Below are 11,663 nucleotides of genomic sequence, written 5' to 3' on the forward strand. Positions count from 1 at the left end.
GGCGGCGGCGTCGCGGGTTTGCTCGTCGCCCTGGTCGGCAAAGCGGAACAGCTCCTCGAACTGGTCGACCAGGATCAGGAGGCGCGCGCCCTGGTCCAGCGGGCGCAGGCCCAACAACCAGTTGAGCGCCATCGGGCCTTTACGCAGGTCCGATTCCAGCGGCACGCAGCGGGGATCGTCGGTGTCGGCGGGCGCTGGGTCCGCGCAGCGGACCCTACGGGGATCGGACGGCTCGGCGGAGCCTGGCGTAGGGTCCGCTGTGCGGACCAGCGGCCCCGCGCCCCAGGCGGTCTGTTCGACCAAGGCGGCGGCCAGCCGCTGCAGCGGGCAGTCGCCGGGTCGCAGCTCGGCGATCTCCCAGCGGGCACCGGCACGGGCCAGGAGTCCGCCCTCCAGTGCCGGCAGCATCCCGGCGCGCACCAGTGACGACTTGCCCGAGCCGGAGGTGCCGAGCACGGCGATGAAATGGGTGTCGCCCAGCTTGTCCAGGAGTTGGTCGACCTGACGCTCGCGCCCGAAGAAGAGCGTGTCCTCGTCCCGGTTGCATGGGCGGAGCCCTGGGTAGGGGCGGCGGCCGTTCATGGGCGCCCCCCGGCGGCGAGCCGGTCATTGAATGTTTGCGCACAGTGCCGGGCGCAGCCCTCACCACAGTCGCCTGGGGTGCCGATCACCTGGAGGTCGGGGTCGTAGACGCCTAAGGCGTCCGGTGCGCTCGTCGGTTGGCAGAGGTCGATCCGTTGCGGGACCCGAGGGTTGCGGGCGGCAAGCTTGCGGACCTCCTTGATGGACTGGCGGACCTGGGTGGCCGGTCCGGCGCGGTAGAGGAAGAGCACCGCGTCGCTGTCCTCCAGGCTCTCCTCCAGGTCGCGGCGGATGTCGGCGGACGGGGTCAGCGGGTCGAACCCGTCGATGGCGGTGATGGGGAGCAGGCAGCGCAGGCCCTGGGCGGTCAGCAGCCGGGCGGTGTGGCGTACCAGGTCCAGGTCGTCTTGGGCGCCGCCGACGAAGATGCTGGAGCGGGCAGGGCGCTCATCGCCGGTCTGTTGGGTCGTTGCGGCGGAGAGGTCGCCATCTCTGGCACTGGATTCCGGCATTCGGCTGGAATGACGGGGCTGGCCTAAGGTGCGTGCCAGGTCCCGCGCCAGGTCGCGGTGGAGTTGGTAATACTCGGGCTCGCGGGCCGGGTACGGCTGGGGGTCCGCCAGTCGGCGGGGTTGGCCGCGCTCGTCCTTGTGCCAGAACTGGTATTTCAGTAGGTCCTGCAAGGGGGCAGGGACCTGCTCGACGGGCGAGAGATAGATCGGGAAGATGCACCCGCCCTGACCGCGGGTGCGCGCGACGAAGGTTTCAAGCTCATCCATGCACCAGCGCGATTCCAGATAGCCCGTGGAGAGGAATAGCACCAGAACCCGGGCGGTGGCAAGCTGGGCGTGGATCGCCGGTGTGACCGAGTCGTTGCCGCGCAGCTCGTAGTCCATCCACAGGCGCGCGGAGTCGGCTCGTCCCAGTTCCTCTGCCAGGTTGCTCTTCATGATTTCGACGAAGGTACTGACCCAGCCCTGAGGGACAGGGGGTCGCGGCTCGTTGTTGACGTGCGCGTAACTGACGAAGATGTCGTAAACGGGTTGATCGCTGCCGTTGCTCATGTCGGATTCGCTCGACCGCTGCCTGGTGGGTTGGGCGCCGGAGGCCGCCCATGCGACCCTGTGCAGCCGAAGGTTAGCACAAGCGCGCCGTCCGTAGGAGCGGCCCCCCGGCCGCGACACGATCTCGCGAGTTACCGTGGCCTCGTCGCGGCTGAAGCCGCTCCCACGCACGCCTTTCATCTGCCGGGGTGGCCGGTCTCACTGGCCGTTAGCCGATGTTAGCTGCTCCTCGATCAGTTCGATCAACCGCCCCAGCGCCCCGCGGTTGCGTTCCACCACCAGCCGCCCGCGCTCGCCGACCCGGGTGCGCAGGGCGGCATTGGTCAGCCACTGCGTCATCAGGTCCGCCAGGGCCTCCGCGCTCGCCACCTGGACCGCCGCATTCTCTGCCACCAGCAGTTCTGTGATTGCCGCAAAGTTGAAGACATAGGGGCCGGTGGCCACCGGTACGCCGACCGCGGCCGCCTCCAGCGGGTTGTGGCCGCCGGTGCGCACCAGGCTGCCGCCGATAAAGGCGGCATCCGCGGCGGCCAGGAAGACCGGCAACTCACCCATGCTGTCGCCCAGAAAGACACCGGTCTGCGGCGTGCAGGGTGCCCGGGTGCTGCGCCGCACGAGTTGGAACCCCGCCCGCGTGACCAGGCCCGCAACCCGGTCGAAGCGCTCCGGGTGACGCGGTACCAACACCAGCAGGGCGGTGGGTACGCGGCTGCACAGGCGCCGGTGGGCGGTCAGCATGAGTTCGTCCTCGCCCTCGTGGGTGCTGGCCGCCACCCACACCGGCCGGTCGCCGCCCCAGATCCGGCGCATCACCTCGGACTGGTCCTGGAGGCTGGCCGGCGGGCGCAGGTCGAATTTGATGCTGCCGGTGACCCGCACCCGCTGCGGGTCCGCCCCCAGGTCCTGAAAGCGCCGGGCGTCGGCCTCGCCCTGGGCGGCGATCAGGTCGAAGCGCCGCAGCGTCACGCGGGTCAGTCCCGCCAGGCGCGCATAGCCCTTGGCCGAGCGGGCCGAGAGCCGGGCGTTGGCCAGCACCACGGCAATGCCGCGCGCGGCACACTGCGCCAGGGTGTTGGGCCAGATCTCGGTCTCCATGACGATCAGCAGCCGTGGGCGCACCCGGTCCAGGAGGCGTCCGACCACCTCCGGCAGGTCATAGGGCGTATAGCGATGGGTGACGCGGTCGCCGAACAACTCCTGCACCCGTGCCGCGCCCGTGGGGGTCGTGGTGGTGACCAGGACCTTGAGCGGTGGGTCGCGGGTCAATAGGTGTTTGATCAGCGGCTGGGCCGCCTGGACCTCCCCGACCGAGACCGCATGGACCCAGACCGGCGCGGGTGCCGCCGGCGGTGTGTCCCGGACCAGCCGCTCGGCGATGCGGCGCCGATAGGCCGGCGCCTTGAGGCTGCGCCACAGCAGTCGCAGCACCACCAGTGGCAGCACCAGGCGCAGGAGTAGGGTGTAGAGGGTTAGATTCATGGGGCCGGTGACGGGTGGCGACGGGGGAGGGCGCCATCTTGCCGCAACGGCGGCGGCGGGTCAGTCGCGGTTCGTCGGTGGGATTCGTGCCGCTGGAGCGGCCAGGGATGCATTCCCACGCAGAGCGTGGGAACGAGCGCGTTACTCTCTGATGTTGGACTGGATGTCAAAATAAGAGCTGCTGCTGGCGCAACCGCAACTGGAGCCGCTTGGCCTGTTTGAAGGCCTCTTTGAGTAACAATCGGTGCAGTTCATTCAGGTCGTCGGGGTCGACTCGGTTGACGGCGGCCAGGTCGGCGCTCTGCAACTGCTGATTGATGCGGAAGCGTTGGATGAGGTGAAAGTTCTCGATCTCGACCGCGGTGTCGCTGCCCGAGCGCCCCTGGCTGACGGCGCAGGCGCGCAGGCGCTCCGCGGTGTTGGTGCTCCAGATGCCGTGTTGCAGCGCCCAGACGCGCGCCGGGTCCACGAAGAGCCGGGCGCCCTGGAGTTTGAGGTCGATGGTGTGTGGAAAGTCGCGGTTGCGGTCATAGCTGAATTGGCCGGCCCAGCCGATCGGCGGTACGACGGTGAGCGCCTGTTCCGCGAGGTTGTGCAGGAAGCGGCCGGCGGTGCGGGCCTGCGCCAAGAGCCAGGCGCGCAGTTGGTCGGCCATCTCGAAACTGCCGTAGAGCGGCCGGAAGTCGAAGAAGATGGTGCCGTTGACCAGGGCCTCCGGGGTGGGCTCCGCCAGCCAATCGGCGAAGCGCCGCCGCCATTCATCCGCACTCAGGCACCAGGCCGGGTTGCTGGCCATGATGTTGCCGCGGCAGCGCTCGAAGCCGCAGCGGTGCAGGGCCTCGTTGACCGCCTGGGCGAAGGGCAGGAAGTCGGCGCGTAGGTCCTCGGTGGCCGCGGGTTCCGGCGGGAGGAAGATCAGTCCATTGTCCTGGTCGGTGGCAAAGGTCTGCTCCAACCGGCCTTCGGAGCCGAAGACCAGCCAGCACCAGGGGACCGCGGGGAGGTCGAACTCGTCCTCCATGAGTTCGATCACCCGCATGGCGATGAGGTCGCTGAGGCCGGACATCCACTGGCAGAGTGCCTCCACCCCCATGCCGGAACGGAACAGGTCGGCCCCGCGGCGCCGGACCTGATCCGCGGCCTGGGTCATGGCGGGCAGGTCGCGGGCGTTGCCGATGGACTCGATCAGGGCCTCGGCCCCGCCGGCGCGCAGCCCCAGCAGGTCGGCCTGACCGACCAGCCCGAACAGCCGGCCGTCGGGCTCGACGAGCAGGAGGTGCTTGGCCCCCCGCTTCGTCATCAGGACCTTGGCCCGGTGGGCGGGGGAGTCCGCGGCGATGGTGAGCGGGGCGCCGATCATGTGGGCGGCCACCGGGTCATCGAGTCCGGCCCCCTCGAAGCTGATAACGTGCAGCATCTCGCGCAGCGTGACGAGTCCCAGCGGCAGGCCACTGGCCTCGTCGGCGATCACCGCCGCGTCCTCCTGGCGCTGGCTGATCTGGTAGAGGGTGTCGCGCAGCGTCGCCGCGGGTGGGAGCACCGGGGGGCGGCGGCGCGCCAGGGTGCGCAGGAGCGCCTGATCGGCCACGCCGGTCTGCTCCAACCCAGTGCCGAGCGAGGCGGTGTCGAGCGTGTTCATGGATGAGAAGTCGTCGGTATCGCTCATGGCTCAATTCCCCCCCGGCGCTGCCGCGGCCTCGGTGTTCAATAATTCCCGCGCCTTGGCGATCAGCTCGTGGGTGGAAAAGGGCTTGGGCAGGTAGGCATCGGCCCCGAGTGTCAGCCCCTTCTTCTGCTCGGCCTGCCGGCCCTTGGCGGTGAGCATCAGGATGCGGGTGGCGGCGAGCGCCGGGTCTGCACGTACCGCCTGCAAGACCGCAAAGCCGTCGAGCTTGGGCATCATCACGTCCAGCACCACCAGCGCCGGGCGCTGCTCGCGGATGGCCGCGAGGCCCGCCTCCCCGTCGCGCGCGACAGTGACCGTGAAGCCCTCCCGTTTCAATAGGAACTCCAGTGAGATGACGATGTTGGGCTCGTCGTCGACGATCAGTACACGTTGGCTCATGGTGGACTCTCACCGGGTGGCGGGCCAGGGGTCCTGGTCCGGTTGTTCTTGGGGTTCCTGGGGCCTGGCGGACGCGAGCGCGGGCAACTCAAAGCACAGGGTAGCACCAGTGGCGACACTGGCCTCAGCCCAGATCCGTCCGCCGAAATTTTCCACGATCTGGCGGCTGATGGGCAGCCCGAGCCCGGTTCCGATGGGTTTTTCTCCGCCGCTGGCGGCTTGGCGAAACTTCTCGAAGACCAGGCCCAGGTCCGCCGCCGGGATGCCGGGCCCGTTGTCCGACACGCACACGCGCAGGCAGTCGCCGTGGCGGGTGAGCTGTACCGCCACCCGCCCGCCCGCGCTCGGGACGAACTTGGCGGCGTTTGACAGCAGATTGACCAGGACCTGGACCAGCCGGTCGCGGTCGGCCAGGACCTGGGCCGCCGCGTCCGCGGCGCCCAGGTCGACTGCCAGTTCGGCTCCGCGCCCCGCAATCAACTGGCCGGTACTGGCCACCGCCTGTTGGATCACCTCCGTCAGGTCTACCGGCTCGATCAGCCAGTCGGCGTGGCCCGACTCGATCTTGGCCAGGTCCAGGACCTGATTGACCAGGCGGGTCAGGCGCTCGGTCTCGCTCACTAGGATGCCCAGGAAGCGCTGGCGCTCGCCGACCTCGAGCGCCGGGTCGGCGAGCAGGATCTCGGAGAAGGCGCGGATCGCCGCCAGCGGGGTGCGCAGCTCGTGGGTGACGGATGACATGAAGTCGTCCTTGAGCCGATCCAACTCCTGGAGTCGCTCGTTGGCGGCGCGCAGCTCCGCGCTGGCCGCCTCCAGCTCCTGGGATTTCTGTTCCAGTTGGTGGCTGTAGGCGCGGACCTGGGAGGCCTCGTCGAGGATATCCAGCACCTCGTCGACGCCCAGGGGTTCCTCCTCGGTGACCGTGGCGACCATCACCCGGGCGGAGGCCCCGCCGATGGCCCCGGACAGCAGGGTCTCGGCGAAATCGACGGTGCGGGCGTCGCCCGGGAGGGCCTCGGGGGTGTCGAGTCCACGCGCGCGGGCGAAGTCGGTGAAGGCGCGGCGCGTGCGCTCGGCCCCCAGGAAGCGCTCGGCCAGGGTGCGCAGTTCCGCGACCTCGACGCTGCCGCGCCACAGGGGTAGACCGGTGCGCCGGCCATGCTTCAAGGCATCGACATAGGCGCTGGACTGGGTGGCCTCCACCGCGTTGGGCGCGCGTAGCGCGGACACCGCGAGGAAGGCGCCGAGGTTCGCACTCAGGCTCCAGAACAGGCAGTGGGTTACCTCACTCCAATGGCCGAGTCCGAACAGTGCCTGGGGCTTGAGGATCTCGAGACCGAAGATGCCTGACTCGATGAACATGGGCGGCAGCCAGCCGGAGCGGGCGAAGGAGGGCAGGAGCAGGGTATAGATCCACACCAGAAAGCCCGCCGAGAGTCCGGCCAGTGCGCCCTCCCGGGTGCCGCCGCGCCAGTAGAGTGCGGCGAAGACCACGGGTGCGAACTGGGCCACCGCGGCGAAGCTGATGAGTCCGATGCCCACCAGCGCATAGGCCTCCCCCGCCAGCCGGTAATAGAGCCAGCCGAGCAACAGGATCGATACGATGGCGGCGCGGCGGACGATCAGCAGTAAGCGGCCCAGATCCATGCTCGCGGGGCGGCGGTGCCAACGGCGCAGCAGCGCCGGTAGGACCAGGTCGTTGCTGACCATGGTGGAGAGTGCAATGACCTCCACGATCACCATCCCGGTGGCCGCCGAGAGCCCGCCGACGAAGACGGTCAGTGCCAGCACGGGGTGGCCGAAGGCCATCGGCAGGGTCAGTACAAAGGTGTCCGGGTCCACCTGGCCGTCCGGGAACATCAGCAGTCCCGCCACCGCGATCGGGATCACAAACAGGTTGATCAGGAGCAGATAGAGCGGGAAGAGCCAGATGGCCCGGCGGACCTGGCGCTCGTCGCTGTTTTCCACCACTGCCACCTGGAATTGGCGGGGCAGCAGCATCACCGCCAGCCCGGCCAGGAACGAGATCGCGAACCAGTCGACCGGTGAGTGGATGCCCGGGTTCAGCAGGGCGGCGACATGGGGGTCGTCGACGACCTCAGGCAGGGCCGGGCCGCCGATGGTCCCCAGACCCAGCAGCCCCAGGGTCGCCCACAGCCCCACCGCCAGGAAGGCGACCAGCTTGACGATCGACTCGAAGGCGATGGCGGCCACCATCCCCTCGTGGCGTTCGCTGGCGTCCAGGTGGCGGGTGCCGAAGAGGATGGTGAAGGCGGCGAGCAGCAGGGCCACGATAAAGCCGGTGTCGGCCCAGAAGGGCAGGTTCAGGGCCTGCGGCATCAGCAACTGCGGGTAGTGCCGCAGGATGGTGTAGCTCCAGGCGATGGCCTTGAGCTGCAATGCGATATAGGGCACTACCCCGGTTACCGCAATCACCGTCACCAGGCCGCCGAGCAACTGGCTCATGCCGTAACGCGAGGCGATGAAGTCCGCGATGGAGGTGATGCGCTCGGTCTTGCTCACCCGCACCATCTTCACCAGCACCGAGCCCCACAGGAGCGCCATCAGGGTCGGGCCGACATAGATGGCGAGAAAACCCAGGCCCGAGGCGGTCGCCCGCCCGACGCTGCCGTAGAAGGTCCAGGCCGTGCAGTAGACGGCGAGCGAGAGTGCGTAGACGGTGGGATTGCCGATCACCGAGCGCCCGCGGTCGGCCCGGCGATCCGCCCAGTAGGCGATCGCGAAGAGCCCGCCCAGATAGACGCAGGCGACGCCGATGATCAGGGGGGCCGTGATCGTCGGCGGCTCCATTGACTGAAGCAGGCTCAATCCCGGCCCCGGGAGCAGACCCAGGCGGCACCGGCGATCGCCAGGGCCCAGACGCCGAAGAGATAGAGATAGAGCGCGGGGAGGCCGAGCAGGTCCGGCAGCGACTCAAAGCGGCCCGGGAGCGGCGAAAAAAACGCAAAGAGTGCGGCCAGAAACAGGACCAGCAGGCGTTGTCGCAGCAGGGTGGCGCGGGGCATGGCAAGGGCCCGGGGTCAGGGGGTGATGGGCGTCAGTATAGGGCCTGGGTTGCGCGCGGGCGAATGGTGCGCGGCGTACCGGCCGGGTATCGTGGCCCGGCCGGGGGCGCCGCGGGCTACTGCTTGGCCGGGGGCTCGTCCTGCGCCGTGTTCTTGCCGATCGGCACGTAGGCCGGGCAGAACGCGAAATAGGCGCTGGCGAGCAGCACCAAGGCGATGAGTGCAATGTACCAGTGATCGATGATGCCGCCTCTGAAGGCGCCGAGGAGCAGCAGCGCGGCGACGACCACGCGGATGATGCGATCCTTCTTGCCGACGTTAGCGTTGTCGGGCTGCTTGAGCTCGGGTAGCTTGAACTTGAATGCCATGGTGATTTCTCCAGTTGAGGCGCGCGGCCAGGGGGTGTCAGTGCCCCGGTGCCGGTCCGCGTTGGGGCATGGTGTGCAGCGATCAGTGCATGTTGCAGCCGCCGCTCGGACAGCAATGGCCGCTGGCGCACGGCGGCGCCGCGTCCCGTCCGCGGCTGGTGCTGGAAATCACATTGCCCCCGGTGGCGAGGCGCTGGACCGGGGCGTCCGCCGGGGTGTCCCCGGTCTCCACGCCGGCCTGTCGGCACAGCTCTCCCCAGGTGTTCAGGTTCTCGCTCATGCGGTGGCTGACCTCCAGCACACGGCCGTTGGTGTTGCAGCGGTAGTCGTAGGTCGGCATCGGATGCTCCTCAAGGTCAATTACAGCGTGTCATAGCCGGCAATTATACGCGCACCGGTTGATTTGCGAGCCGCCGCCGCTACCCTCAGGACGCCGCGGCGCCGAGCGGCGATACGCCGAACAGCCAGGCATGGACCCACAACAGGAACAACACATAGATCGCCAAGCCGCCGCCGACTGCAATTAGGTCATTGTATTTACTTGGGCCTGCTCCCGGAATCGGGGGGGCGGGGCGGTACCTGTAGGAGGCGCGATGGGACACGGACCAGATGAAGAACGACCAGAACAGGATCACGTCCGGCAGGGTGCCGTTGGCGAGCAGGTGGGCGAACGACCAGAGGGTGACGGCCATCAGTGTCGGGTGGACGGCGGCGCTTTGGATGCGCCCGGGCAGATAGGTGGCGAACAGCAGCGGGAAGACCGGGAGCATGATCAGCAGGCTCACATGCCGCACCCAGGTCGCCGGCACATAGATCTGGACCGGCTCCACCCGGGCGAGCGAATAGCCCCAGACGATCAGTGCCATGCCGACGAGGCTCGCCACCGAGACGAATCCCTGCCAGCGGGGCTCCCCGACGACGCTGATGAATTTTGCTCGCGTGCCGCGGGCCAGGAAGGTGAGCGAATGGGCGGTGATGAAGAGGAAGAGTCCAAGGAGTAGGATGGCCATCGGGTCGATTTCCAGTGGTGTGAAGGTCCGGGGGAAACGGGCGTGAATCCGCGGCTGGCGATCCGCGCCCGGGCTTGGGACAATGCTACCGGAACCGCCCCCGACTGTCCCTTGGCACTTCCTGTCCGGGCTGGGACGCCTGCGCTCGCGCGCTTCGCGTCGCGGCGCACAACCATTCGGGCCAGGCCCGGGAGAACCCACTATGTGGCGCCGCATCCTCGCTATCCTCGTCGCCCGCAACCGGGAGTTCTACCGCGACCGTGCCGGTCTGGGGTGGAACATCTTCATGCCGATCCTGTTGGTGCTGGGCTTTGCATTCGTCTTCAGCGGCGACCCCCAGGCCCAGTTCAAGGTCGGGGTCCTCACCGCGGACGGTGCCTTGCCGCCGCCGCCCGCAAGCGGCTTCCTGGCCCTGAGGCACATCCAGTTCGTGCCGCTGACCGACCTGGCGCGGGCCGTCACTCAGGTGGACCGCCACCAGCTCGACCTGTTGCTCGACCCGCGCACCGCCCCGCCCACCTACTGGGTGAATCTGGAGTCTCCCCGCGGTTACCTGGCCGAGCGCCTGTTGCTGGGGTCGGGGGACGGGGCCGCGGCCGGCGCCACGGCACCGCAGCGCCATACCCTCAGCGGTGCGGCCGTCAGTTATGCCGACTGGGTCCTGCCCGGGGTGCTGGCGATGAACGTGATGTTCTCCAGCCTGTGGGGGGTCGGCTATGTGATCGTGCGCTATCGCAAGAACGGGGTGTTGCGGCGGCTCAAGGCCACGCCACTGAGTCCGTTTGAGTTCCTGACCGCCCAAGTGCTCTCGCGCCTGTTGGTGGCGATGAGTGCCAGCCTGGTGGTCTTTGTGGGTGCCGACCTGCTGCTGCACTTCACCATGCGCGGGTCCTATCTGGCACTGGTCATCGTGTATATGGCCGGTGCGCTGTGCCTGATCAGCCTGGGACTCATCGTCTCCGCCCGGCTGCGCACCGAGGAGCTGGCCGACGGCATACTCAACCTGATCTCCTGGCCGCTGCTCCTGCTCTCCGGGGTCTGGTTCTCCATGGAGGGCGCGAGCCCCGCGGCGCGCCTGTTCTCACAACTCTCACCCCTGACCCATCTGGTTGACGCCGCCCGCCGGATCATGATCGACGGGGCCGGGGTGGTCGAGGTCCTGCCACAGGTCGCGCTGCTGGTGGCCCTGGCGCTGGTGTTTCTGAGCGTGGCGGCCCGCTTGTTTCGGTGGGAGTGAGCCTGGGGGGCTTGAGCATGCCGTTGCCAACCGGAAACCTGTTTGCCGAGCTGCCGTCGCCCCAGGCCGGTGAGGTCTTCGCCGACCTGTTGCGGCTCGACCTGAAGCCCGGGCAGGCCGGGGGCCAGGTGTGGATCGAGCGGATCGTCAGCAGCGCCACCCCCGAGCCGGTCCTCTATGACCAGCCCCAAGACGAGTGGGTGGTCCTGCTCCAGGGGCGGGCGCGGCTGTGGGTGGACGGGGCGGAGCGGGTGCTGGGTCCCGGCGACTATCTATTCATCCCCGCCCACACCCAACACCGGGTGCTGGAGACCTCCGTCGAGCCCCGGTGTGTGTGGCTGGCGGTGCATATCGACAGGGGCGGGTCGCGCGAGGCTACACCGCAGACCGGCAAGCCATGAACTGAGGTCAATTCGCAGGCGGGCCAGGGGCCGGGGACTGGCCATCGAGCAGGGCTTCCAGGGTTTCGGCCGCAAAAATACCATCCAGCCATGCATCCAACTGGCCAAGGGTCGCGTTGTCGATGCGGGCGCTTGCCCAGGCGGGGAGGTCACCAAAGCGGCGCCTGAGCACCCGCTTCAGGGCGTGGGTCTCACCCTCCAGCTTACCTTCCAGCTTGCCCTCCAGCTTGCCCTCCAGCTTGCCCTCCAGCTTACCCTCCAGCTTACCTTCCAGTCTGCCTTGCAGTCTTCCCGCCAACAGCCCCTCGCGCTTCCACTTCTCCGTCCACTCTTCGACATATTCTGCCAGCATCGTTTCGACCTCTTGCAGTTCGTGGATTTCCGGCAGATTCTCGCCCGGCATCACACGCCGGAGCAAGACCCGCACAAAC

General features: G+C 68.4%; 12 protein-coding genes and 1 pseudogene. 2 read left to right on the top strand and 11 right to left on the bottom strand.

Annotation, left to right across the window (positions count from 1 at the left end):
- The 10 genes from QZX93_RS19885 to QZX93_RS19930 all read right to left on the bottom strand — a co-directional run.
- Nucleotides 1–582 (bottom strand): ATP-binding protein (locus QZX93_RS19885; RefSeq protein ID WP_295394887.1); only part of this gene is annotated, 582 nt, incomplete at its 3' end.
- On the bottom strand, nt 579–1,646 hold the full coding sequence (locus tag QZX93_RS19890) for a toll/interleukin-1 receptor domain-containing protein (RefSeq protein ID WP_295386470.1): 1,068 nt from the start codon (nt 1,644–1,646) through the stop codon (nt 579–581). The genes QZX93_RS19885 and QZX93_RS19890, both read right to left, overlap by 4 nt.
- A gap of 198 nt (nt 1,647–1,844) precedes the next feature.
- Nucleotides 1,845–3,125 (bottom strand): lipid IV(A) 3-deoxy-D-manno-octulosonic acid transferase, encoded by a 1,281-nt coding sequence (gene waaA, locus QZX93_RS19895; protein ID WP_295386473.1) that lies wholly within the window; start codon nt 3,123–3,125, stop codon nt 1,845–1,847.
- 166 nt (nt 3,126–3,291) lie between these two features.
- Entirely contained in the window at nt 3,292–4,791 is a 1,500-nt protein-coding gene (locus QZX93_RS19900; RefSeq protein ID WP_295386476.1) for a DUF294 nucleotidyltransferase-like domain-containing protein, read from the bottom strand.
- A gap of 3 nt (nt 4,792–4,794) precedes the next feature.
- Nucleotides 4,795–5,190, bottom strand: coding sequence for a response regulator (locus QZX93_RS19905; protein WP_295386479.1), 396 nt, complete (start codon nt 5,188–5,190; stop codon nt 4,795–4,797).
- A 9-nt stretch (nt 5,191–5,199) separates the two neighbouring features.
- Nucleotides 5,200–8,019, bottom strand: a complete 2,820-nt coding sequence (locus QZX93_RS19910) for a sensor histidine kinase (RefSeq protein WP_295386482.1) — start codon at nt 8,017–8,019, stop codon at nt 5,200–5,202.
- Nucleotides 8,016–8,216 carry a hypothetical protein gene (locus QZX93_RS19915; RefSeq protein ID WP_295386485.1) on the bottom strand — a complete coding sequence of 67 codons (201 nt, stop codon included), beginning with the start codon at nt 8,214–8,216 and terminating at the stop codon, nt 8,016–8,018. The genes QZX93_RS19910 and QZX93_RS19915 overlap by 4 nt, the downstream gene beginning before the upstream one ends.
- A gap of 116 nt (nt 8,217–8,332) precedes the next feature.
- Complete coding sequence (locus QZX93_RS19920; RefSeq protein WP_295386488.1) at nt 8,333–8,584, bottom strand: DUF2892 domain-containing protein; 252 nt, start codon at nt 8,582–8,584, stop codon at nt 8,333–8,335.
- Between the two features lie 82 nt (nt 8,585–8,666).
- A complete protein-coding gene (locus QZX93_RS19925; RefSeq protein WP_295386491.1) occupies nt 8,667–8,924 on the bottom strand; it encodes a zinc ribbon domain-containing protein in 258 nt (85 codons plus the stop codon).
- Nucleotides 8,925–9,009: 85 nt separating this feature from the next.
- Nucleotides 9,010–9,594 (bottom strand): NnrU family protein, encoded by a 585-nt coding sequence (locus QZX93_RS19930; protein WP_295386494.1) that lies wholly within the window; start codon nt 9,592–9,594, stop codon nt 9,010–9,012.
- 202 nt (nt 9,595–9,796) lie between these two features.
- Here QZX93_RS19930 and QZX93_RS19935 point away from each other — a divergent pair, with 202 nt between their 5' ends.
- Nucleotides 9,797–10,831, top strand: coding sequence for an ABC transporter permease (locus QZX93_RS19935; RefSeq protein ID WP_295386497.1), 1,035 nt, complete (start codon nt 9,797–9,799; stop codon nt 10,829–10,831).
- A gap of 17 nt (nt 10,832–10,848) precedes the next feature.
- Nucleotides 10,849–11,232: a cupin domain-containing protein gene (locus QZX93_RS19940; protein ID WP_295386499.1), complete on the top strand. Its 384-nt coding sequence runs from the start codon at nt 10,849–10,851 to the stop codon at nt 11,230–11,232.
- Between the two features lie 7 nt (nt 11,233–11,239).
- Here the strand turns inward: QZX93_RS19940 and QZX93_RS19945 are convergent.
- Nucleotides 11,240–11,663: pseudogene (locus QZX93_RS19945) on the bottom strand (transposase); the annotation flags it as partial.

It is taken from the genome of uncultured Thiodictyon sp. (genome assembly GCF_903946935.1).
Taxonomy (GTDB): Bacteria; Pseudomonadota; Gammaproteobacteria; order Chromatiales; family Chromatiaceae; genus Thiodictyon.